General features: G+C 69.3%; 23 protein-coding genes. 12 read left to right on the plus strand and 11 right to left on the minus strand.

Annotation, left to right across the window (positions count from 1 at the left end; translation table 11 throughout):
- Positions 1-3 precede the first annotated feature (3 nt).
- The 7 genes from WG922_RS02370 to WG922_RS02400 all read right to left on the minus strand — a co-directional run bounded on the left by WG922_RS02370 (position 4) and on the right by WG922_RS02400 (position 8,913).
- Positions 4-915 (minus strand): ABC transporter permease, encoded by a 912-nt coding sequence (locus WG922_RS02370; RefSeq protein ID WP_340280371.1) that lies wholly within the window; start codon positions 913-915, stop codon positions 4-6.
- A 144-nt stretch (positions 916-1,059) separates the two neighbouring features.
- The gene (locus WG922_RS02375) at positions 1,060-2,646 is read right to left on the minus strand and encodes an ABC transporter substrate-binding protein (RefSeq protein WP_340280372.1); all 1,587 of its coding nucleotides are present in this window, start codon (positions 2,644-2,646) and stop codon (positions 1,060-1,062) included.
- A 94-nt stretch (positions 2,647-2,740) separates the two neighbouring features.
- Positions 2,741-3,976, minus strand: coding sequence for a M20 aminoacylase family protein (locus tag WG922_RS02380; protein WP_340280373.1), 1,236 nt, complete (start codon positions 3,974-3,976; stop codon positions 2,741-2,743).
- Positions 3,977-3,980: 4 nt separating this feature from the next.
- Entirely contained in the window at positions 3,981-4,961 is a 981-nt protein-coding gene (locus WG922_RS02385) for an ABC transporter permease (protein ID WP_340280374.1), read from the minus strand.
- A 202-nt stretch (positions 4,962-5,163) separates the two neighbouring features.
- Positions 5,164-6,747: an ABC transporter substrate-binding protein gene (locus WG922_RS02390; RefSeq protein WP_340280375.1), complete on the minus strand. Its 1,584-nt coding sequence runs from the start codon at positions 6,745-6,747 to the stop codon at positions 5,164-5,166.
- An 81-nt stretch (positions 6,748-6,828) separates the two neighbouring features.
- Positions 6,829-7,536, minus strand: a complete 708-nt coding sequence (locus tag WG922_RS02395; RefSeq protein ID WP_340280376.1) for a DUF3047 domain-containing protein — start codon at positions 7,534-7,536, stop codon at positions 6,829-6,831.
- Between the two features lie 276 nt (positions 7,537-7,812).
- The gene (locus tag WG922_RS02400) at positions 7,813-8,913 is read right to left on the minus strand and encodes a porin (protein WP_340280377.1); all 1,101 of its coding nucleotides are present in this window, start codon (positions 8,911-8,913) and stop codon (positions 7,813-7,815) included.
- Positions 8,914-9,142: 229 nt separating this feature from the next.
- Between WG922_RS02400 and coq7 the strand changes: the two genes are divergently transcribed.
- Positions 9,143-9,766, plus strand: a complete 624-nt coding sequence (gene coq7, locus WG922_RS02405) for a 2-polyprenyl-3-methyl-6-methoxy-1,4-benzoquinone monooxygenase (RefSeq protein ID WP_340280378.1) — start codon at positions 9,143-9,145, stop codon at positions 9,764-9,766.
- 67 nt (positions 9,767-9,833) lie between these two features.
- Here the strand turns inward: coq7 and WG922_RS02410 are convergent, their stop codons facing one another.
- The gene (locus WG922_RS02410) at positions 9,834-10,286 is read right to left on the minus strand and encodes an OsmC family protein (RefSeq protein ID WP_340280496.1); all 453 of its coding nucleotides are present in this window, start codon (positions 10,284-10,286) and stop codon (positions 9,834-9,836) included.
- A 270-nt stretch (positions 10,287-10,556) separates the two neighbouring features.
- Between WG922_RS02410 and ilvA the strand changes: the two genes are divergently transcribed.
- Complete coding sequence (ilvA, locus tag WG922_RS02415) at positions 10,557-12,104, plus strand: threonine ammonia-lyase, biosynthetic (protein ID WP_340280379.1); 1,548 nt, start codon at positions 10,557-10,559, stop codon at positions 12,102-12,104.
- Between the two features lie 9 nt (positions 12,105-12,113).
- Here the strand turns inward: ilvA and WG922_RS02420 are convergent, their stop codons facing one another.
- Entirely contained in the window at positions 12,114-12,584 is a 471-nt protein-coding gene (locus WG922_RS02420; RefSeq protein ID WP_340280380.1) for a type II secretion system protein N, read from the minus strand.
- A 48-nt stretch (positions 12,585-12,632) separates the two neighbouring features.
- On the opposite strand from WG922_RS02420, the gene gspG reads away from it, so the two are divergent.
- The 10 genes from gspG to WG922_RS02470 all read left to right on the plus strand — a co-directional run bounded on the left by gspG (position 12,633) and on the right by WG922_RS02470 (position 22,223).
- Positions 12,633-13,067: a type II secretion system major pseudopilin GspG gene (gene gspG / locus WG922_RS02425; RefSeq protein ID WP_340280381.1), complete on the plus strand. Its 435-nt coding sequence runs from the start codon at positions 12,633-12,635 to the stop codon at positions 13,065-13,067.
- 64 nt (positions 13,068-13,131) lie between these two features.
- Positions 13,132-13,590, plus strand: a complete 459-nt coding sequence (locus WG922_RS02430; protein WP_340280383.1) for a pilus assembly FimT family protein — start codon at positions 13,132-13,134, stop codon at positions 13,588-13,590.
- Positions 13,587-13,955 carry a type II secretion system minor pseudopilin GspI gene (gene gspI / locus WG922_RS02435; protein WP_340280385.1) on the plus strand — a complete coding sequence of 123 codons (369 nt, stop codon included), beginning with the start codon at positions 13,587-13,589 and terminating at the stop codon, positions 13,953-13,955. The genes WG922_RS02430 and gspI overlap by 4 nt, the downstream gene beginning before the upstream one ends.
- On the plus strand, positions 13,955-14,740 hold the full coding sequence (locus WG922_RS02440; RefSeq protein WP_340280386.1) for a PulJ/GspJ family protein: 786 nt from the start codon (positions 13,955-13,957) through the stop codon (positions 14,738-14,740). Before gspI ends, WG922_RS02440 begins: the two co-directional genes overlap by 1 nt.
- The gene (gene gspK, locus WG922_RS02445) at positions 14,737-15,720 is read left to right on the plus strand and encodes a type II secretion system minor pseudopilin GspK (RefSeq protein ID WP_340280387.1); all 984 of its coding nucleotides are present in this window, start codon (positions 14,737-14,739) and stop codon (positions 15,718-15,720) included. The genes WG922_RS02440 and gspK overlap by 4 nt, the downstream gene beginning before the upstream one ends.
- A gap of 73 nt (positions 15,721-15,793) precedes the next feature.
- Positions 15,794-16,996 (plus strand): type II secretion system protein GspL, encoded by a 1,203-nt coding sequence (gspL, locus tag WG922_RS02450; RefSeq protein ID WP_340280388.1) that lies wholly within the window; start codon positions 15,794-15,796, stop codon positions 16,994-16,996.
- Positions 16,993-17,502 (plus strand): type II secretion system protein GspM, encoded by a 510-nt coding sequence (gspM, locus tag WG922_RS02455; RefSeq protein WP_340280389.1) that lies wholly within the window; start codon positions 16,993-16,995, stop codon positions 17,500-17,502. Before gspL ends, gspM begins: the two co-directional genes overlap by 4 nt.
- Positions 17,503-17,538: 36 nt before the next feature.
- Entirely contained in the window at positions 17,539-18,345 is an 807-nt protein-coding gene (gspN, locus tag WG922_RS02460) for a type II secretion system protein N (RefSeq protein WP_340280390.1), read from the plus strand.
- Positions 18,346-18,349: 4 nt separating this feature from the next.
- A complete protein-coding gene (gspD, locus tag WG922_RS02465) occupies positions 18,350-20,824 on the plus strand; it encodes a type II secretion system secretin GspD (RefSeq protein ID WP_340280391.1) in 2,475 nt (824 codons plus the stop codon).
- Positions 20,825-20,831: 7 nt separating this feature from the next.
- A complete protein-coding gene (locus WG922_RS02470; protein ID WP_340280392.1) occupies positions 20,832-22,223 on the plus strand; it encodes a GspE/PulE family protein in 1,392 nt (463 codons plus the stop codon).
- A 134-nt stretch (positions 22,224-22,357) separates the two neighbouring features.
- Here the strand turns inward: WG922_RS02470 and WG922_RS02475 are convergent, their stop codons facing one another.
- Positions 22,358-22,567 (minus strand): hypothetical protein, encoded by a 210-nt coding sequence (locus WG922_RS02475; RefSeq protein WP_340280394.1) that lies wholly within the window; start codon positions 22,565-22,567, stop codon positions 22,358-22,360.
- Complete coding sequence (locus WG922_RS02480) at positions 22,560-22,841, minus strand: hypothetical protein (RefSeq protein WP_340280395.1); 282 nt, start codon at positions 22,839-22,841, stop codon at positions 22,560-22,562. The genes WG922_RS02475 and WG922_RS02480 overlap by 8 nt, the downstream gene beginning before the upstream one ends.
- Positions 22,842-22,866 lie beyond the last annotated feature (25 nt).

Genomic DNA, 22,866 nt, shown 5'->3' on the forward strand with positions numbered 1-22,866 from the left:
GGGTCAGCGCAGTCGGGGGTTCAGGGCGTCGCGAAGCCAGTCGCCCAGCAGGTTCACGGACAGGGCGATCAGGATCAGCATGACGCCCGGGAAAACGGTGATCCACCACTCGCCGGAGAACAGGTAGTCGTTGCCGACGCGGATCAGGGTGCCCAGAGAGGGCTGGGTCGGCGGCACGCCCACGCCCAGGAAGGACAGCGTGGCCTCGGTGATGATGGCGGTGGCGACGTGGATGGTGGCCAGCACGAGGACGGGCCCGAGAACGTTGGGCAGCACGTGCCGCACCATGATGCGCAACGGCGCGACGCCGGTGACGCGCGCCGCCTGCACGTATTCCTTGCTGCGCTCGACCAGGGTCGAGCCGCGCACGGTGCGCGCGTACTGCACCCAGCCGGTCAGCGTGATGGACAGGATCAGCACGCCGAAGGCGACCGACTCCTGCGCGTTCGGGAACATGGCCCGCCCGACGCCGGCTATGAGCAGCGCCACCAGAATCGGCGGGAACGACAGCATGACGTCGCACAGCCGCATCAGGAAACCGTCCACCCAGCCGCCACGGAAGCCCGCCAGCAGCCCGAGCGACACGCCGATCATCATCGACAGCAGCACCGAGACCACGCCCACGGCCAGCGAAATGCGCGCGCCATACATCAGCGCCGAGAGGATGTCGCGGCCCTGGTCGTCGGTGCCCAGCAGGTAGCTGGCCTTGCCCTCAGCCTGCCAGGCGGGCGGCAGGCGGGCGTCGCTCAGCTCCAGGGTGGTGAGATCGAACGGGTTGTGCGGCGCGATCCAGCCCGCGAACAGCGCGCCCACGACGCAGACGAGGGCCACCAGGGCTGCGAGAAGCGCCATGGGCGAGCTGCGGAAACTGAAGGCGATGTCGCTGTCGTACCAGCGCGCGAAGGTCTGTCTCATCTCAGGAATCCACGGCAGCCGTGCAGCAGCGGCACGGTGCGAATGCAATCGAAGCCGGGGCGGGCCACCCCGCAGCCGGCCCTGCCGGTCCGCTGGTGGCACCCCTCGGGCGAAAGGCGCCGAAGGCGCCTGGGCGGAAAGTCTTCACTTCTTGACGGTGATCCACTTGAAAGGCATGTAGTTGTCGGCGAGCTGGACGAGATCGACCTTGCGGTTCACGCCCCAGGCGAGCGCCTGCTGGTGCAGCGGCAGGTGGCCGATGTCGTCGCCGTGCAGCTTGAACGCCTCCTTGATCATCGCGTCGCGCTTGGGCTTGTCGGTCTCGGCCTGGATCTTCACGATCAGCTCATCGACCTTGGGGTTGCAGTAGCTGCCGAGGTTGAACTGCCCGGAGCCCTTGTCGTCGACGCAGCGCATCAGCGCGTTCAGCGCGTTGTGCGCGTCGTAGGTGCTCGGCGTCCAGCCCAGCATGTAGAAGCTGGTGTCGCGGCGCAGGATCTTGGGGAAGTAGGTGCCCTTGGTCTCGGCCGCCAGGTTCACCTTGACGCCGATGCGCGAGAGGTTGGCCGCCACGGTCTCGCAGATCTGGCCGTCGTTGACGTAGCGGTCGTTGGGGCAGTTGAGCGTGACCTCGAAACCGTTCGGGTAGCCGGCATCGGCCAGCAGCTTGCGGGCGGCCTCGGGGTTGTAGGGCAGGCGCGTGTTCAGCTCGGGCGCGAAACCGTTGATGCCCGGGCCCACCATCAGCGCGGTGGGGTTGGAGGCGCCCCGCATGACGGTGCGCTTGATACCTTCGATGTCGATGGCCTGGTAGAAGGCCTGACGCACCCGCTTGTCCTTGAACGGGTTCTTGCCCTTCACGCTGGAGAACTGCAGCTCGTCGCGCTTCTGGTCCATGCCCAGGAAGATGGTGCGCAGCTCGGGGCCGGTGACGGCGCGGGTGGCCGGGTGGGCGTTGACCCTGGCGATGTCCTGCACCGGGATCGGCTCCATCACATGGACTTCGCCGGAGAGCAGGGCCGCGACGCGGGTGGAGTCGTTGGCGATGGGCGTGAAGATCACCTCGGTGGCGTTGCCTTCGATCTTGCCCCAGTAGGTGCCGTTGCGCGAGAAGGTGGTGCGCACGTTGGGCTGGCGCTCGCGCAAACGGAAGGGGCCGGTGCCGTTGGCACGGAACGAGGCGGCGTTCTCGACGCCCTTGCGGCGGTCCACCGGGCGGGTGGCCTGGTTGGTCTCGCTCCACTTCTTGCTCATGATCGCAACCTGCGACAGCACGTCCGGCAGGATGGGGAAAGGCACCTTGGTCTCGACTTCCACGGTGTGGTCGTCGATCTTGCGCACCTCCTGCACGTCGTTCATGTAGCTGCGCATGTCGGAGCCCTCGCCGGCGGCACGGGCGAACGAGAACAGCACGTCGTCGGCATTGAAGGGCGTGCCGTCGTGGAACTGCACGCCTTTGCGCAACTCGAAGCGCCACACGGTGGGCGAGGTCTGCCGCCAGCTCGTGGCCAGCGCGGGGGTGAGCGACAGGTCCTTGGCACGCCCGACCAGGGGCTCGTAGACGTTCTGCGTGATGCTCAGCTGCAGCGACTCGTTCAGCGAGTGCGGGTCCATGGACAGGGCGTCGCCCTGGTTGGCGATGCGCACGGTTTCGGCGCCAGCGCCGAGCGCGCACGCGGCGGTCGCGAGCGCAAGAACGGCGGCACGCAGGATGGGGGCACGGGGCGTCATGGTCTCTCCTTGTGGACGAAAGGGGGCGAAGCGGTGGTGCGGCGGTGGTGCGGCGGTGGTGCGGCGACGTGAGGTGCGGCGTCTTGCCTGGTGTTCAGTGCGGCGTTGTCGGCAGCGCCTGCAGCACTGGCAACGCGTGCTCGACCAGGCTGGCGTGCAGGGCCGCTCCGAGCGGCAGGATTTCGTCGTTGAAGTCGTAGCGGCTGTTGTGCAGCATGCAACTGCCTTCGCCGCCCTGCCCCAGGCGCAGGTAGGCGCCGGGCTTGACCTGCAGCATGAAGGAGAAGTCCTCCGAGCCAAGGCTGGGTTCGAGGTTGCGCACCACGTTGTCGGCGCCAACCAGCGCCTGCGCGACGTCGCAGGCGAACATGGCCTGCGCGCGCGAGTTGACGGTGGCGGGATAGATGCGCTCGTACTGCACGGTCGCTGTCGCGCCGAAGCCCAGGGCCACGGCGCTGCACAGCTCGGACAGCCGTCGCTCGACCAGGTCCTGGACCTCCGGCCTGAAGCTGCGCACCGTACCCACCAGGGTGGCCTTGCCGGGGATCACGCTCATGGCATGCAGGTCGCCGGCCTGCATGGCGCAGAGACTGACCACCGCGCCATCGGTCGGGCGCACGTTGCGCGAGACGATGCTCTGGGCGGCCGTGATGATGTGGGCCGCCACCAGGACCGGATCGACGGCGAGGTAGGCGTGCGCGCCATGGCCGCCCTTGCCGGTGATCTCGATCGTGACGCGGTCGGCCGAGGCCATCATGGCGCCCGGATTGCTGCCCACCACGCCGGGCCGCAAGGCCGGCCAGTTGTGCATGGCAAAAACGGATTCGACCGGGAAGCGGTCGAACAGCCCGTCCTCGACCATGGCGCGCGCTCCGGCGAAGCCTTCCTCGCCCGGCTGGAAGATGAGGACGGCCGAGCCGTCGAAATTGCGTGTCTCGGCCAGGTAGCGCGCGGCGCCCACCAGCATGGCGGTGTGGCCGTCGTGGCCGCAGCCGTGCATCATTCCCGCGCGAGTGGACTTCCAGGGAAAGTCGTTGTTCTCGGTCATGGTGAGCGCGTCCATGTCGGCGCGCAGGCCGATCATGCGGGTGCCCTGGCCGCGCCCGCGCACCACCCCCACCACGCCGGTCTTGCCGATGCCGGTGTGGACCTCATCGACACCGATGATGCGCAGCGCCTCGGCGACGCGGCCGGCGGTGTAGACCTCCTCGAAGCCGAGTTCGGGGTGGGCGTGCAGGTCGCGCCGGAACGCGGTGAGCTCGGGGTGGTAGTGGGCGATGTGCGCGAAGACCCGGCCGTTCGCCTTCAGGCGGGGGGTGGTCACCGGCATCATCTCAGTGCCCTCCGGCCCGTCCGACGCGCAGGCGAGGATCGACGGCGAAGTACAGCATATCGACGACGAGGTTGATGACCACGAAGATGAGCGCGATCAGGCACAGGTAGGCCGCCATCACGGGAATGTCGGCAAACGTGACGGCCTGGATGAACAGCAGGCCCATGCCGGGCCACTGGAACACGGTCTCGGTGATGATGGCAAACGCGATCAGGCCGCCGAGCTGCAGCCCGGTGATGGTCATGACCGGCACCAGCGTGTTCTTGAGGGCGTGTCCGAAGTGGATGGACCGGTCGGTGAGGCCCCGCGCGCGCGCGAACTTGATGTAGTCGGTGCGCAGCACCTCCAGCATCTCGGCGCGCACCAGCCGCATGATGAGCGTGAGCTGGAAGATGGCCAGCGTGACGGCCGGAAGCACGATGTGGTGCCAGCCCTTGGCCGTGAGCAGGCCGGTGCTCCACCAGCCCAGCTGCACCGTCTCACCGCGGCCGAAGCTGGGGAACCAGCCCAGCGTGACGGCGAACACCAGGATCAGCAGGATGCCGATGAGGAAGGTGGGCAGCGACACGCCCAGCAGGGAAATGGTCATGAACAGCTGGCTCATGAAGCTGCCGCGACGCAGGGCGGAATAGACGCCCATGGGCACGCCGACCAGCAGCGCGAGGGCGGCGGCGACGAAGGCGAGTTCGAGCGTGGCGGGAAAGCGCTCGGCAATCAGCCGGGACACCTTGGCGCCCTGGCGCAGGCTGAGCCCGAACTCACCCTGCGCGGCGTTGGCCAGGAAGTGCCAGAACTGCACGATGAAGGGCTTGTCCAGGCCCAGGTCGGCGCGCATCTCGCGGATCTGATCGGGGGTGGCGTCCTGGCCCAGGATGAAGACGATGGGGTCGCCCACGTACTGGAACAGCAGGAAGGCGATGAAGGCCACGGAGACCATGACGATCACGGCCTGGACGAGGCGGCGCAGGATGAAGGCGAACATGCGTGGAGATGGGGCGGGGTGGCGAAACCATGCTAGCAGAGCAAGCTGCGCGCCAACACCGGGTTTCCTTGAAGCTTGAAGTACTTGCGTCGGCATCGGCACACGAAAAAACCCTCCCCGGAGTGGCCAGGGAGGGCTCGTGTCGATGAACGCAGCTGCTTTGATCCGGCTCTTCTGTGAAGCCTGCTGCGATGAAGGTCGATCAGTTGACCTTGACGAGGCGCCAATCGATGCGGTTGTCGGCGCGGTGCACGACTTCCACGTTCTTCTTCATGGCCCAGGGGATGATCTGGTTGTGCAGCGGGATGTGCGAGACGGTGTCGTTGCTCAGCTGCAGGCCTTCCGTCAGCAGGCGGTTGCGCACCGGCAGGTCGGTCTCCACCTTCACGCGATCGACGATGTAGTCCATGCGCTGGTTGCTGTAGCGGCCGACGTTGTAGTTGCCGTCGCCGCCCGCGCCCGGCGTGCGGGTGAGCGACTGCAGGCTGTACAGCGCGTCGAAGGTCGGCACGCCCCAGCCGAGCATGTAGATGCTGGCCTCGTGGCGCTGGATCATGGGGAAATAGGTGACCAGCGGCATGGTGCGCAGCTTGGCCTTGACGCCGATGCGAGACCACATGGCCGTGACGGCCTGGCAGATCTCCTCGTCATTGATGTAGCGGTTGTTCGGGCAGGCGAAATCGACCTCGAAGCCCTGCGGATAGCCGGCCTCGGCGAGCAGCTTCTTGGCGGCTTCGGTGTCGTACGGCAACCGCTTGTGCACCCCTTCGGTCCAGCCGGTCACCTGGGGCGCCACGAGGGTGCCGGTGGGCTGGCTCAGGCCGCGCATGGTGACGCGATGCAGCGCGTCGCTGTCGATGGCCTGATAGAGCGCGCGGCGAACGCGCTCGTCCTTCAGCGGGTTCTTGCCCTTGATGTTGGAGCCGGGCAGCTCGTCGCGGTGCTGGTCCAGGCCGAAGAAGATGGTGCGGTTCTCGACGCCGTCCACCACTTTCAGGTTGCCGCTGTTGCGCAGGCGCGGAAGGTCCTGGGGGCTGGGGTCGAGCAGCAGGTCGATCTCACCGGAGAGCAGCGCCGCGACGCGCGTCGCCTCGGACTTGATCGGGGTGTAGATGATCTCGGTGACGTTGGTCTCGGCCTGGCCCCACCAGTTGGGGTTCTTGGCCAGCACCATGCGCTGGTCGGGCACCCACTGCTTGAGCATGTAGGGTCCGGTGCCCATCGCGTTGCGGTTGGCGAAGGTTTCCTGGTTGACGTTCTTGATGTCCTTGGGCTCGACCGAGTTGTTCTTCTCGGCCCAGGCCTTGCTCATGATGCGCAGCTCGGTGAGCTGGTTGAGCAGCACCGGATTCGGCCCCTTGGTGAAGATATCGACCTGGTTGTCGTTCACCTTGACGATGCGATCGAAGCCCACCACATAGGGGGTGAAGTTCGAGGTCTTGGCCATGGCGCGCGTCAGCGAGAACACCACGTCGTCGGCCGTCATCGCGCTGCCGTCATGGAACTTCACGCCTTCGCGCAGGGTCACGCGCAGCTGATTGGGCTGCACGAGCGTCCAGGACGTGGCGAGCATGGGCTCGACCTTGAAGGTGCGGCTGTTGTAGTAGACCAGCGACTCGTAGACCGCGGCGTGGATGCCGTTCTGCAGTGCGTTGTTTTGGGAGTGGATGTCCCACGTCGAAATTTCGCCGGCGCTTGCCCATTTGAAAGGCTTGGCGTGGACGGCGGGAGCGATCAACAGCGCGGCCGACGTTGCGGCGGCCAGCAGGGCGATCCTGTACTTCATGAGAGCCTCGAGTGAATACATGAGGAGCCGGACTATGCAACAGGCGTGCCCGTGTTTCCCCAGGGACTTTCCCGCAAGCGCTCAGTGCCGCACGGATTGCTGTGCGGAGCGCCGGCTCAGACTCAGCGGTCCGTACCAGGCCTGCGCCATAGCGCCCGTGTTGTCGGTGTCGCTCAGGAGCGCGACGCCGACGAGCGCACCGGGTGCCTCGCCAAAGGCGCGCTCGAAGTCGGCGCGGATGTCACGCTCGTAATCGATCCAGCGGTTCAGCCGGGCCGCCCCTGATTCGACGACGATGCTGCGGATGCGGTCGGTGCGCGGAGCGCGCACCACGGCGTCCGTGGCCGACGCATTGCTCCAGACGTACATGAGCGTGGCGTACGGCATGGGCTCGCCTGTGAGCGCGTGGGCCAGCTCGGAGAGCGCCGCGTCCCGCGTCGAAAAGCGCGACCGGTCGCCCTCGAACGCCAAGACGATTCGCAGGGGCGAATCGTCGGCATCTCGTTCGTGCAGGTCGGCCGCATCGATGAGCGCCGGCAGAAACCAGGAGAAGCGGACCGTCGAGAGCGCCTGCGGCGGCACGTGCACGCGGTGGCGCAGCATGCTGGCCGACGCGGCGGCCCGCACGACCAGGGCATCGCGTCCCGCCTTGCGGGCGGGCGTGTACTCGGTTGCACGCTTTCCGGGGAACCTGCGGTGCTCCCATTCGCGGGCCGCGGGTGCGTTGCCGCCGCGCGGGTGGACTGCGGAAGCCGGCGCGGCCACGGGGGCTGGAGCGAGCGAGCTCATGGCAGCGAGCGCCAGCCGCGACTGCAGGGCCCACGGACTGCTCGCCACATCCTCCCCGGGAGGCTGCCGGTGTGCGCAACCATTCAGGGCACCGAGTCCCAGCACCAGCGCACCCACCAACCACCTTCGATACATCAGCACAGCCAAGAATCGCGTCCTTCACATCTGCGTAGGTGCATGCGCCTGCTGCATTGCACGGCGCGTTCAAAAAAAAAGCCGCCCGAAGGCGGCTTTCAAGTTTCTTCATCTCGCGGCCGGCTTGCGCCGGCCGTGGGATTAGAAGGAGTGACGAACACCCAGGTCGAAACCGGTGGCGTCGCCGTTGACGCCGGCAGCGGCGCCGCCGATGCCGAAGGAGGCACCGCCGTCGTTACGAACGCGAGCGATGGTCGTGTAGACGGCCGTACGCTTGGACAGGTTGTGGACATAACCCAGGGCCAGCTTGCGACCGCGGGCGTCGCCGCCGCCGTCAACTTCGGTCTGGCCGTAGGAAGCACGGATCTCGCCAGCGCCCACCGGGGCGGTTGCGCCGAGCATCCAGCCGTTCACGTCGAATGCGCCAGCAGCGTCGGACTCGGTGCGGCTGTACTGCGCCACGACCTTGGCCATGCCGAAGTTCCAGGCACCAGCAACGTTCAGGTTGGTGCGGTCACCAGCAGCCAGTTCGGTGTTGCCGTAAGCGATGGCAACGTCGAACGGACCGGCAGCATAGCCCAGGCGCAGACCGTAGCCGTTGCCGTCGTCTTCACCGATGCCAGCGACGGCGCCGCTCTGCTCGCCGAAGTGGTACTGGGCCTGGCCGTAGAAGCCGCCAATGTTGCGGGGCAGGAAGTAGCCGATGCTGTTGGAAGCGCGCACTGCGGTCGGGCCGTAGGCGGCGGCGTAGCCCAGGTAAGCCTGGTTGGTGCCAACGCCGTTGGTGCCGAACGGATCGAACACGGTGAAGTTCCAGAACGCCGGGGTGTAGTCACGGCCCACGCGCAGTTCGCCGAAGCCACCAGCCAGGCTGATCGTGGAACGACGGTTGAAGGTCAGGCCTTGGCGGCCAGCAACGGCGGCGCCGGTGCCGGAAGCCAGGTTGGTTTCGTTGGTGGCTTGGCCCAGACCGGTGTCGGTCTCGATGCCGGCTTCCAGCCAGAAGGAGGCCTGGAGGCCGCCGCCGAGGTCTTCGACGCCACGGAAGCCCAGGCGGCTGGAGTTGTAGCCGTTGGTGGTCAGGCCGGTGAAGTCGGTCGCGTCGCCACGACCGATGGTCACGGCGGCGTCAACGATACCGAACAGGGTGACCGACGACTGGGCGGAGGCGGCACCAGCGGCAGCGAAAGCGGCCAGCGCAATCAGAGTCTTTTTCATGCAAGTTTCTCCAAGGTTAAACATAGGGCGCCGGTCTCGCGGAACTGCAGGCATTGATGCTTATGCCGGACCCCGGGCCAACCTCCTTTTGGGAAGCTGGGGGTATTGCACCAGACCGGCTTTTGGCGCGCAAAGTATTTAGCTTCGGCGAAGGCGTTCCGTTGCAGACCGACAACAAAGCCGGGCCGGGTGGCTCTGCCTTAAACGCCGCCCTCCCCCACGCGAGCACTGGGGCGTCGATACACTCGTCGCGATGGACAGCCTGCTCATAGCCGCAGACAGCGCGCTGCGCACCTTGTTCGCCCGTCCCCGGGCCGTGCGCCCAACCCCCACCACCTCCGACCGTACTGCCCTCAGCCAGCTCGATCCTGCCGAACAGCGCCAGGCCGCGGCGCTGATGCGGGTCAACCACGTGGGCGAGGTGTGCGCGCAGGCCCTCTACACCGCGCAGGCCCTCGCCACCCGCAGGCCGGACCTGCGTCGGCAGTTCGAGGATGCATCCCGCGAGGAGACCGACCACCTCGCCTGGACCCGCGAGCGGATCGAGGAACTCGGCAGCCGCCCCTCGCTGCTGAACCCGCTCTGGTATGCGGGCGCCTTCGGCATCGGCCTGGCGGCCGGCCGGCTTGGAGACCGCATCAGCCTGGGCTTCGTCGTCGAGACCGAGCGCCAGGTCGAGGCCCACCTGGATTCGCACCTCGAGCGCCTTCCCGCCGGCGACCATGCGTCTCGCGCCATCGTCGCCCAGATGAAAGCGGACGAAGCCAGCCACGCCCTGCGCGCGCGCGAGGCCGGCGCCGCCGAGCTGCCCGCTCCCGTACGGGGTCTGATGCGAGCGGCTGCCCGAGTCATGACCACGACCGCACACTACATATAAGAAGGCAGCGGCAGGGCGGCGCTCTAGGAGCCGACCGTGCGATGCGTGGTGCAGCGCTGCCGACGGTCTAGGTGACCTCTGCGATTTCGAAGCTGGTGGTGATCTCCGCCGTCTTGCCCAGCATGGCGCTGGCCGAGCAGTACTTGTCGCGACTCAGCGCCACCGCGCGCTCCACGGCCGAAGCCGGGATGGCCTTGCCGCTGACCAGGAAGTGCATGCGGATGCGTGTGAAGACCTTGGGCTCGGTTTCGGCCCGATCAGCCTCCAGCCGCACCGAACACCCGCGCACGTCATGCCGCCCGCGGCGCAGGATCAGCACCACGTCGTAGGCGGCGCAACCGCCGGCGCCCGCCAACACGGTTTCCATCGGGCGCGGGGCGAGGTTCTGGCCGCCATGCTCGGGCTTTGCCGCATCGGGTGCCCCGTCCATGACGAGCACGTGCCCGCTGCCGGTCTCGGCCAGAAAACCCATCCCTGATCGGGCGCCGGTCGCCCCCGTCCAACTGACGGTGCATTCCATAGTCGTACTCCTGTTGTTGAGTTGCCGCAGCAGCAGCGAAATCTGTTGCGCGGACCACATTTCCTTGCTGCGTTGCAGCACACGCGGGCGTTATACTGCGGGCAAGCGTGTCGCTGCCCACCATCCGGGCCCTCACGCATCGATTGTCTCCTCCACCTCTCCTTTGGTGGATTCAGCCCCCGGATCGCAAGGTCCGGGGGCTTTTTTCGATCCAGCGCCACCGGCGCCCTCGCGGCTCGCGGCTGAGCTCGCCGCATATCATGACCGGACATGACGAAGCCTCACCTGCACGCCGCCGATTACCTGAAGAAGATCCTCACAGCCCGGGTCTACGACGTGGCGGTCGAAACGCCCCTGGAGCCGGCCCGCAACCTCAGCCGCCGGCTGCACAACAAGATACTGCTCAAGCGCGAGGACCAGCAGCCGGTTTTCAGCTTCAAGCTGCGAGGTGCCTACAACAAGATGGCGCAGCTCACGCCGGAGCAGATCGGGCGCGGCGTGATCTGCGCGTCCGCCGGCAACCACGCGCAGGGGGTTGCGCTCGCAGCGCATCGCCTGGGCTCGCGCGCGGTCATCGTCATGCCGGTCACCACGCCGCAGGTGAAGATCGATGCGGTGAAGGGACTCGGCGGCGAGGTCGTGCTCCACGGCGACAGCTATTCGGACGCCCATGCGCACGCGGTGGAGCTGGAGAAGGCGCAGGGCCTGACGTTCGTGCATCCGTTCGACGACCCCGACGTGATCGCAGGGCAGGGCACCATCGCCATGGAAATCCTGCGCCAGCACCAGGGGCCGCTCGATGCCGTCTTCGTGGCGATCGGCGGTGGCGGCCTGATTTCGGGCGTCGCCAGTTACATCAAGGCCCTGCGTCCCGAGATCAAGATCATCGGCGTGCAGATGAGCGACTCCGACGCCATGATTCGTTCCATCGCCGCCAAGGAACGCGTCAACCTGCACGACGTCGGGCTGTTTTCGGACGGCACCGCGGTGAAGATGGTGGGCGAGGAGACCTTCCGCCTTGCCCGCACCCTGGTGGACGACTACATCCGCGTCGATACCGATGCGGTCTGCGCCGCCATCAAGGACGTGTTCGTCGATACGCGCAGCATCGTCGAGCCGGCCGGAGCGATGGCGGTCGCGGCCGTCAAGCAGTACGTCGCGCAGCACAAGACGCGTGGGCAGACCTACGCGGTCATCCTGTGCGGCGCCAACATGAACTTCGACCGCCTGCGCTTCGTAGCCGAACGCGCGGAAGTGGGCGAAGAGCGTGAGGCGCTCCTCGCCGTCACGATTCCCGAGGAGCGCGGCAGCTTCAAGCGCTTCTGCGAAACCATCGGCGCGCTGCCCGGCGGCATGCGCAATGTCACGGAATTCAACTATCGCATCAGCGACGCGTCGGTGGCGCACGTATTCGTGGGCCTCACGACGCACGGCAAGGGCGAGTCCGGCCGAATCGCCGCCAACTTCAGCCGGCACGGCTTCGAGGCGCTCGACCTCACGCACGACGACCTGGCCAAGGAGCACATTCGCCACATGGTCGGCGGGCACTCGGCCCTCGCGCAGGACGAGCGGCTGCTGCGATTCGTGTTCCCCGAGCGCCCCGGCGCCTTGCTCAAGTTCCTCTCGCACATGCGTCCCGGCTGGAACATCAGCCTGTTCCACTACCGCAACCAGGGGGCCGACTACGGCCGCATCCTGGTGGGCCTGCAGGTGCCGAGCGCGGAGGACGACGCGTTCAAGGAGTTTCTCGACACCCTCGGCTACCCGTACGTGGACGAGACCGCCAACCCGGTCTATCGACTGTTCCTGCGCTCCTGAGACGCGGCCCTACTGCCGCACCGGCAGCTCGAGCACCAACGCGTGGGGCCCACCCGGTTCGGCGCCGATCATCACGCGCCGACCCTCGACGGCCTGCACGATCAGGTTTTCGTCGAGGCGGCTGCCCACGAGGTAAGGCCGCGGCGGCCGGCCGTCGATGGCCAGCAGTGCGGCGCCGCCGCCGGAGCGGCCGGCGACCACACCCGTGAGCACGAAGCGCTTGGCCAGTTCGGGGGGCGGCGCATCCGCCGCGGGTTCAGCGGCCTGCTGCGCGCCTGCACCGAGAAGGCGGGCGACGGCCGCCGGTTGCGTGGGCGCCGGCTCGCCCACGACCGGCGCCTGCGTCGGGACACCGACCGGCGTGGCCATGAACCGCAGGACCCAATAACCCACGCTGAAGAGAGCAAGTGCCCACAGCAGCAAGGTCGTGACGCGGACCACCCACCGGGGCTGCGGTCCGCCGCGCAGAGTGCTCACCATGCCGGCGATTATCATGTACCGCAAGGCTCCCAACTTTCCCTTCCCCACATGAAGCTTCTCGGCAAACGACTCCGCCGCGCGGCCGGCTTCACCCTGATTGAACTCATGGTGGTGCTGGTCATCATCGGCGTCCTGGCGGCGCTGATCGTCCCGAACGTCCTAGACCGCGCAGACGACGCGCGTGTCACGGCCGCCCGAACCGACGTGAACAACCTGATGCAGGCGCTCAAGCTCTACCGGCTCGACAACCAGCGCTACCCGACGGCCGAGCAGGGCCTGCAGGCGCTGGTGGCCCGCCCCAGTACCGCACCGGCTCCCGCCAACTGGAAGCCGTACCTGGAAAAGCTGCCTGCCGATCCCTGGGGCCGGCCCTATCAATACCTCAATCCGGGCGTAAAGGGCGAAATCGACGTGATGTCGCTCGGTGCCGACGGTCAGCCCGGCGGCGAAGGCGTCAATGCCGACGTCGGCAGCTGGCAGTAGCGCCCTGCCGTGCGCGCGGTCGCTGCGCCGCTCCCCATCGGCGCAGCGCGTCCAGCCGTTCGTGATGCGCCTTGCGCCGTTGCTCGCCGCCCGCCGCCGCGGGCACGGCTTCACCATGATCGAGTTGCTGGTGGTGGTGGCGATCATCGCCATCGGCAGCGCCGGCGTGGCGTTCGCGCTGCGCGACTCGGCGGCGAATCAGCTGGAGCGCGAGGGGCTGCGCCTCGCGTCGCTGTTCGAGGCCGCCCGCGCGCAGTCGCGCAGTACCGGCCGCCCCATCGTCTGGCAACCCACCGAAGCCGGCTTCCGCTTCGTCGGCGCGATGGACGGAACGCTGCCGAACCACTGGCTTTCCGACGCCGTGCAAGTGCATGGCACACCGGTGCTGGTGCTCGGCCCCGAGCCGGTCATCGGACCGCAGGAGGTGGTGCTGGTGTCCACCGCACTGCCCGACCGCAGCGTGCGCGTGGTCACCGGCGGGCTGCGGCCGTTCCGCCTGGCCGGTGAAGGAATTCCGCCATGAGCCGCACCACCGCCCGTTCGCGGGGGTTCACGCTGGTCGAGGTGATGGTGGCGCTCGCGGTGGTGTCGATCGCGCTGGTGGCGGGGCTGCAGGCGACCGCGGCCCTGACCCGGAACGCGCTGCGCCAGTCTGACATGCTGCTCGCGCAGATCTGCGCCGAAAACGAACTGGCGCGCATCCGCCTGGCCCGGCAGATGCCCGGTGTGGGCGAGAGCAGTTCCACCTGCGAGCAGGCCGGCCAGGCCTTCGAGGTGGTCCTCGGCGTCGCCGCCACGCCCAACCCCAATTTCCTGCGCGTCGATGCGCAGGTACGCCAGGCCGGCCAGCCGATGCTGCGCATTTCCACCGTCGTCGGACGCTACTGATGCCGCTGCCGCACCGTCGCCCCGCCCCCCGACGCCGCACCGCAGCGCGCGGCTTCACCCTGGTCGAGCTCCTGGTGGCGCTGTTCGTGCTTTCGCTGGTGGCGATCCTCAGCTGGCGCGGGCTCGACGGCATGGTCCGCACCCAGTCGCAGACGCAGCAGCGCGCCGACGACGTGCTCGCGCTGCAGGTCGCACTCGCACAGTGGCAGGCCGATCTCGACGCCATCGTGCAGCTGCCGCAGCTGGGGGCCCTCGAGTGGAACGGTCGGGTGTTGCGCATGACTCGTCGCAACACGGTGAACCCCGGCGACGGCGTGCGGGTCGCCGCCTGGACGCGCCGCCTGGACGGCGGCCAGCCGATGTGGCTGCGCTGGCAATCGCCGCCGCTGCGCACCCGCGGCGAGGTAGACGAAGCCTGGCGACGCGCCGACGCCTGGTCCGAGAACCCGGGCGACGCCGAACGCGCGGGCGAAGTCGCCTTGCTGCCCCTCGCCGACTGGCAGCTTTTCTTCCACCGGGGCGGCACCTGGACCAACCCGCAGTCCAACGCCACCACCAATGACGCCAACCCCGCTCTTGCGCCGGACCCGCCCGCCACGCCCGCCACGCCGGCCGCGGCCGCAGCGCCGGCGCCGACGGCGCGCGGCGCGGCGCGGCCTCGCCAACCCGCTGCGCTGCCCGACGGCGTGCGGCTGGTGCTTCAGGTCGCGCCCGGGCATCCGTTGGCGGGGCAGCTCAGCATCGACTGGGTCGGCACCGGCGTCACCGGGGGCCGCACGCCATGAAGACGCTCCGCAGAAACCGACAGCGGGGCGCGGCGCTGCTGGCGGCCATGCTCACCGTGGCGCTGGTCGCCACGCTCGCCACGGCGGGCTTGTGGCAGCAATGGCGCAGCGTCGAGGTGGAGGCGGCGGAGCGTGCCCGTGCCCAGGCCAGCTGGATCCTCACCGGCGCGCTCGACTGGGCCCGCCTGATCCTGCGCGAAGACGCCCGCTCGGGCGGCGCCGACCACCTGGCCGAACCCTGGGCCGTGCCGCTGGAAGAGGCGCGCCTGTCCACGTTCCTGGCCGCCGACCGGGATGCGGGCACCGCCGGCACGGATGCCGAGAACGTGTTCCTGTCCGGGGACATCGTCGATCTGCAGTCGCGTCTGAACATCAACAACCTCGTCGAGGGCGGGCGCATCTCCGCCCCCGGAGCGCAGGCGTTCCAGCGCCTGTTCGAGCTGCTCGGGCTTCCCGGCAACGAGCTGGAGACCATGGTCGAGAACCTGCGCCAGGCGGCCGACCTCGCCACGGACACCGCCACCTCGCAGCAGGCGCCCCTGATGCCGCAGACCACGCGCCAGCTGGGCTGGATCGGCTTGTCACCCGAGACGGTCGCCGCGCTGCAGCCGCACGTGACGGTGCTGCCCGCGCGCACCCCGGTCAACCTGAACACCGCCAGCGCGCAGGTGATCTACGCCGCCGTCCCGGGCATCACGCTGGCCGAGGCACAACAGCTGGTCGCCGCGCGCGACGCCTCGCCGTTTCGCACGCTGGCCGACGCGGCCAAGGTGCTCGAAGCACGCGAGCAAGGCCTGGGGACGGGACTCGCCGGCGTGGCCAGCCGATTTTTCGAGATCCGCGGCCGTCTGCGCCTGGACCAGACCGTCATCGAGGAACGCTCCCTGGTGCGGCGCGACGGCCTGAACGTGCGCACCCTTCAGCGCGAACGCGCGGTCCTGGACGCCACGCCTATGGCCGCGCAGGAGCTGAGCCGCTGAGCTGCTCCCTCCCGACAATCGTTTCGCCGCTGCCCCAGCAGCGCGCAGCCGCTCCCTACAATGGCTTTCTCCCATGAGTGCCCTCTACGTCCTGCTCCCGACCGAACCGATTTCTGCCGGCAGCGAATTTCCCTACCTGCTCTCGCCCGACGGCCGCACCGTCGGCTCGCACGCGAGCGGGCCGGCGAGCATGCTGCCCGCTCCCAGTGGCGCGGGTGCCGAGGTCGTGGCGGTGGTTCCGGCAGGCGCGCTGTCCTGGCACCAGGTACAGCTGCCCCGCGGTGTCGGACCCAAGGCGGCGCGCCTGCGCTCGGTGCTGGAGGGCCTGCTGGAAGATCAGCTCCTGGACGAACCCGAAGCCCTGCATTTCGCCCTCGAACCCGACGCCTCCGCCGGCGCATCGGCCTGGGTGGCCGTATGCCAGCGGGCGTGGCTGCGTGATGCCCTGCATGCCCTGGAGGCAGCCGGGCGGCCGGTCAGCCGGGTGGTGCCCGAGGTGGCGCCCGAGTCCACCGCGAGCCTGCACGTCTGCGGCGACCCCGAAGCTCCGCACGTCCTGGCCAGCGGGCCCCAAGGCGTGCTGATACTGCCGCTGTCATCCGGGGCCCTGGCGCTGGCGCAGCCCAGCGAGGACACACCGGTTTTCGTCGAGCCCGCCCTCGCCGCCGCGGCCGAACAGCTGCTGCAGCGACCCGTGGTACTGCAGTCGCCGCCGCAGCGCTGGCTGCAGGCCGCGCAATCGCGCTGGGACCTGGCTCAGTTCGAATTCGCCAGCTCCGGCCGCACGCGCGCGCTGAAAAAGGTGGGAACCCTGCTGGGGGACCTGCTGCACGCCGACCAGTGGCGTGCGCTGCGCTGGGGCGCCGCACTGCTGGTGGTGGCGCACCTCGTCGGTGTGAACGCCTGGGCCCTGAAGGAGCGCCGCGGCCTGGAGGCCAAGCAGGCCGCCGTGCGCAGCACCCTCACCGAGACGTTCCCGCAGGTGCGCCTCGTGGTCGATGCGCCGGTGCAAATGGAGCGCGAAGTCGCCGCGCTGCGCCAGGCGACAGGCGCCAGCTCCGGGCGCGACCTCGAAAGCATGCTGTCGGCGCTGGCGGAAGCCGCGGGCGAGCGCAGCATCAGCGGCTTCGAGTACGAGGGCAGCGAGCTGCGCGCACGCGGCCTCGGCTGGAGCGCCGGCGAGCTCGAGGCCGCACAGCCGGCATTGCGCCGCCGTGGCCTTTCGGCACGCCTCGACGGCGACGTGGTGGTACTTGCGCAGGAGGCTGCCCGATGAACGCACGCACCCGCACTCCAAGCAGCGTACGCCTGGCCGGCGCCCGCGCTCGCTGGTCCGCCCTGCCTGCACGCGAGCGCAGCCTCATCGCGATTGCGGCGGCGGTATTGCTCGCAGCGCTGGTCTGGTGGCTTCTCGTCGGCCCCGCGCTGGTCACGCTGGGCACCGCTGCAAGCCGGCACCAGGCGCTCGACGCGCAGCTGCTGCAGATGCGCACCCTTCAGGCGCAGGCCGAGGCGATGAAAAGCCAGCCACGCCAAAACCATGACGCCGCCGTGCGCGCGCTCGAAGCGGTCACCCGCGAACAGTTCGCCGATGCCGCGCGGCTGCTCGTCTCGGGCGACCGCGCCTCGCTCACCCTCACCGGGGTGGCGGCCGACTCCCTTGCGCGCTGGATGGCGCAGTCACGCATCAATGCCCGCGCCCTGCCGGCGCAGGCACGCCTGGCCCGCAACGCCAACGGCCTGTGGGAAGGCACCGTGGTCGTGACCTTGCCCCCGCGCTGACCCGCACCGCAACCCGCACCGGCATCACAAGCTCGCATGGCCCGCACGCTCTCCGCCGCCGTCCCCACCGCACGCGCCCCCTGGGGCTGGGCGGCGCTGGGCGCCGCTGCCGGACTGGCGCTGGCCCTCGTCCTTTTCGCACCGGCGCGTTGGGTGGCCTCGGCGGTGGAACGGGCCACCGGGGGCCAGCTGCTGCTCGAGAACGCGCGCGGCACCGTCTGGAATGGAACCGCCCACGTGGTGCTGACCGGCGGCGCCGGCAGCCGCGACCGGGCCTCCTTGCCGTCGCGACTGGCCTGGCAGGTGCGCCCGGCACCGGGCGGCTTCACGCTGCGCCTGGGCGCCGACTGCTGCACGCCGCAGCCGATCCTGCTGGGCGTCGCGCCACGCTGGGGCGGTGCCCGCGTGAACGTGCGCAACGGACCACCCTCGCGCTGGCCCGCCGGCTTGCTGGTCGGCCTGGGCACCCCATGGAACACGCTGCAGCTCGAAGGCGAGCTGCAGCTGAGCACGCAGGACCTGTCCCTGCGCTGGAACGATGGACGGCTGCTCGTGGACGGCCGGGCCGAACTCTCGGCAATGGGCCTCGCTTCTCGCCTGACCACGCTGCGGCCGATGGGCAGCTACCGCCTCAGCCTGGAGGGCGGACCCACACCCACCTTGCAGCTGAGCACTCTTGCGGACAGCAGCCTGCAACTCGCGGGCCAGGGTCAGTGGGTCGGCTCGCGCCTGCGCTTCGTCGGCGAGGCGAGCGCCGCGCCGCAACGTGAAGCAGCGCTGTCCAACCTTCTCAACATCATCGGCCGGCGCAATGGCGCGCGATCGATCATCACCGTAGGCTGAAGCCATGTCCACACTCCGCACCGCCGCCCTCACCCTCGTCGCCGCTGGCGTGCTGGCCGCCGTCCTCGGCCCGCCACCGGCCCAGGCCCAAGGGCAGGGCCAGACGCGGCGCCAGGCCTCCGCCGAGCCCGTGACGCTGAACTTCACGAACGCGGAAATCGAAGCTGTTGCCCGCACGATGGCCGCGATCCTCGGACGCAACATCGTGGTGGACCCCCGCGTGCGCGGCACCATGTCGCTCTCCACGGAACAGCCCGTGAGTCCTCAGGTGGCCTGGAACCAGTTCCTCGCGTCGCTGCGCCTGTCGGGTTTCACGGTGGTCGAATCCGCCGGCCTGCTCAAGGTCGTTCCCGAAGCCGAGGCCAAGCTGCAGGCCGCGCCGGTGTCGGTGGGCCAGCCGCCGGCGGGCAACCAGATCGTCACGCAGATCTTCCGCCTCACGCACGAGAACCCGAACAGCCTGGTGCCGGTCCTGCGGCCGCTGATCAGCCCCAACAACACCATCAACGTCAACCCGGGCACCAACTCGCTGGTGATCACCGACTACGCCGACAACCTGCAGCGCATCGCCCGCATCGTCGCGGCGCTGGACGTTCCCAGCGCCACCGACGTCGAGGTGATCCCGCTGCAGCACGCGCTGCCCAGCGACATCGCACCCGTGGTACAGCGCCTGCTGGACGCCGGGGCGGGCGGCGGTGGCGGCGTGCCGGGCAGCCCGGGCGCGCCCGGCGCGGTCGCGGTGGGCGCCGGCGGCGGGTTTCCCACCGTGGTCATCCCCGAGCCGCGCAGCAACTCGCTGATCGTGCGCGCGGCCAACCCGGCGCGCATGAACCTGGTGCGCAACATCATCGAACGCCTCGATCAGCGCGTGTCCGACCAGTCCAGCGGCAACATCCACGTGGTGTACCTGCGCAACGCCGAAGCCGTGCGGCTGGCCGTGATCCTGCGGGCGGCGCTCGCCGGGATGCCGAGCGCCAGCGCCAACACCGGCGCGGTGGGCCTGAGTGCCGGCGCCCAGGGCTCGCCGGCCACCTCGGCGGCCGGCACCGGAGGTCCGACGCTCGCCGGCGTCGGTGGTGCGGCGCCCGCCCTGACGGCCCTGCAACCGAGCGCTCAGCCCGCCACCGGCGGCCAGATCCAGGCCGACCCGGCCAGCAATGCGCTGGTGATCACCGCGCCCGAACCGATCTACCGCCAGCTGCGCGGGGTCATCGACCAGCTCGACCAGCGCCGCGCGCAGGTGTATGTGGAGAGCCTGATCGCCGAGGTGAACGCCGACAAGGCCGCCGAGTTCGGCATCCAGTGGCAGAACATCCTGGGCAACGCCAACAACAACGTGTTCGGCGTCGCGGGCACCAACTTCAGCGTGGGCGGCGCCAACATCATCGGCCTGCAGACCGGCATCGCCTCCGGTGCCACGCTGCCCTCGGCGGGCATCAACCTCGGGCTCGTGCGCAACATCGACGGCCGCTTCGTGCTGGCGGCGCTGGCGCGCTTCCTGGAGACCAATGCCGAGGGCAACGTGCTGTCCACACCCAACCTGCTGACGCTGGACAACGAAGAGGCGCGCATCGTCATCGGCCAGAACGTGCCCTTCGTCACCGGCCAGTTCACCAACGCCAACACCGGCACCGGCGGCGCCGTCAACCCCTTCCAGACCATCGAGCGCAAGGACGTGGGCCTTACCCTGCGCGTGCGGCCGCAGATCAGCGAGAACGGCACCGTGCGCATGCAGATCTACCAGGAGGTGTCCAGCGTGCAGGCCGGCTCCATCAACTCGCCCACGGGCCTGATCACCAACAAGCGCTCGATCGAGTCGAACGTGGTGGTCGAAGACGGCGGCATCGTGGTGCTGGGCGGCCTGCTGCAGGACGAGTACTCCGGCAACGAGCAGAAGGTGCCGGGCGTCGGCGACGTGCCGGTGCTCGGGCGCCTGTTCAAGAGCGAGGCGCGCAGCCGGCGCAAGACCAACCTGATGGTGTTCCTGCGCCCCGTGGTGCTGCGCGACGCCAGCAGCACGGTGAGCGTCTCCCTCGACCGCTACGAGCTGATGCGCATGAACCAGCAGGCGGCCCAGCCGCAGCCCAGCTCGGTGATGCCGGTCAACGCCTCCCCTGTGATGCCTCCGGCTGTCCTCGTGCCCGAGGGCGCGCCCAAGGCGCCCTTCATTCCCGCGACGCCTTCGGCACCGTCGGTGCCGGCACCGGGCATCCCGCCGCAACCCACCGCGCCGGCAGCCCTGCCGCCGCAGTCCGGCGTGCCGCAGGCGCCCGCGAGCGCGCCGACGGCCACGGTGGTGCCGGGCGCGGCGGTGGTGGTGCCGGCGCCCGCGATGATCACGCCTGCGGGAACTCCCGTCCCCGGCGGCAGTCCTTCAGCGGCGCAGCGCGCGGTCACCACGGCTCCGGTCGTGACCCCGCTCGCCCCGTCGAACGGCCTGCCGGCGCAGTCCACCCCCTGGGCGCCTATCGCGCCCTGAAGACACCATGCCCCGTTATCCCCTGCCCTATGCCTTCGCCCGTGGCAGCCAGTTGCTGCTCGAGGACGACGGCGACACCCTGACCCTGTGGCATGCCGGCGCGCCCTCCGGCAGCGCCTGGAGCGAGGTGATGCGCAAGTTTCGCGTGCGCGCCCTCCAGCAGATCGATCCGCCGGCGCTGGCCCAGCGCATCAGCGCCGCCTATGCGCAAGGCGAATCCAATGCCGCGCTGGTGGTGAGCGAGGTCGAGAACGACGCTGACCTCTCGCGCATGATGCAGGAGCTGCCTGCGGTCGAGGACCTGCTGGAGAACAGCGACGACGCGCCCATCATCCGCATGCTCAACGCGCTGCTGACGCAGGCCGCGCGCGACGGCGCGAGCGACATCCACATCGAGCCCTACGAGCGCCATTCGTCGGTGCGATTCCGCGTCGATGGCACGCTGCGCGAAGTGGTGCAGCCCAACCGCGCGCTCCATGCCGCACTCATCTCGCGCCTGAAGATCATGGCCGAGCTCGACATCGCCGAAAAGCGCCTGCCGCAGGACGGGCGCATCAGCCTGCGCATCGGGACGCGCGCGGTGGACGTGCGGGTCTCCACCCTGCCCAGCGCGCACGGCGAACGCGCGGTGCTGCGCCTGCTGGACAAGAGCGAAAGCAAGCTCAGCCTGGAGTCGGTCGGCATGACGGGCGACACGCTGCGGCGCTTCCTGACGCTGGTCGCGCAGCCGCACGGCATCATCCTGGTGACCGGCCCCACGGGTTCGGGCAAGACCACCACCCTCTATGCGGCGCTGACGCGGCTGGACGCCGACAGCAGCAACATCATGACGGTGGAAGACCCGATCGAATACGAGTTGCCCGGCGTCGGCCAGACCCAGGTCAACGCCAAGATCGACCTCGATTTCGCCAAGGCGCTGCGCGCCATCCTGCGCCAGGACCCCGACGTGATCATGATCGGCGAGATCCGCGACTACGAGACCGCGCAGATCGCCATCCAGGCCTCGCTCACCGGCCACCTGGTGCTCGCTACGCTGCACACCAACGACGCATCCAGCGCCGTCACGCGCCTCACCGACATGGGGGTCGAGCCCTTCCTGCTCAGCTCGTCGCTGCTCGGCGTGCTGGCGCAACGGCTGGTGCGCAAGCTCTGCGTGCACTGCCATGGCCCGGGCTGCGCCGCCTGCGGCCAGACCGGCTACCAGGGGCGCACCGGCGTCTTCGAGCTGATGGTCGCCGACGAGACCATCCGCGGCCTCATCCACAACCGGGCCGCCGAGTCCGAGTTACGCGACGCGGCGCTCGCCGGAGGCATGCGCCTCATGCGCGACGACGGCGAGCGGCTGGTGTCCGAGGGCATCACCTCCCGGGAAGAACTGCTGCGCGTGACGCGCGACTGACCCCCGCTGCTGCTGGTGGGTTGCAGCTCTGGTGGCTGCGCCAGCGCCCGCGCTTCCTTGTGCCAACGGCGCTCATGCAGAGCGCCCCGCAGCCTTAGCTTCACTCCTCGCGCACCCGCTCCGCAGCCTTAGCTTCACTCCTCGCGCACCCGCTCCGGAGCGTGCGGCTGGCCCGGCAGCTGTACCGGTGGCGGCGGCGGTGTGTCGCCTTCGGTCGGCGGAACCTGCGGCGGCGGAGGGGGCGATGGCGTCTGATTCGGCTCGATCGGCTGGTCGGTTGCAGGCGGCACGGGCTGCGGCGCGGGCACCCCGCCGCCGGCGCGGTACGCAAGCCGCTCAGCCACGCTGCAACTCCGAATCCGACCTGAACCGATGGGGATCGGCCGGCGTGCCGCTGCCCACCGGGTCGGTCTCCTCGTCCTCGATGTCGGCGGCCGTGCGCTCGGGATTTGCCGGCAGTTCGGGCCGCTCGCGGATCTCGCGTGCGCCGGGACGTACCGCCTCCGGCACGCGCTGGTGCGCCTGCGTGCCATGGATGTCCGAGCCGGGTTGCACGAACTCCGGCTCGTCCGGCGCACGGGTCATGGTGCGCGGATCGGGGGTGGTGTCGTTCGACATGGGGCGCTCCTGTATCGCATGGATG

This window comes from Ramlibacter sp. AN1015, from assembly GCF_037726105.1.
In the GTDB taxonomy this organism is placed as follows: Bacteria; Pseudomonadota; Gammaproteobacteria; order Burkholderiales; family Burkholderiaceae_C; genus Ramlibacter.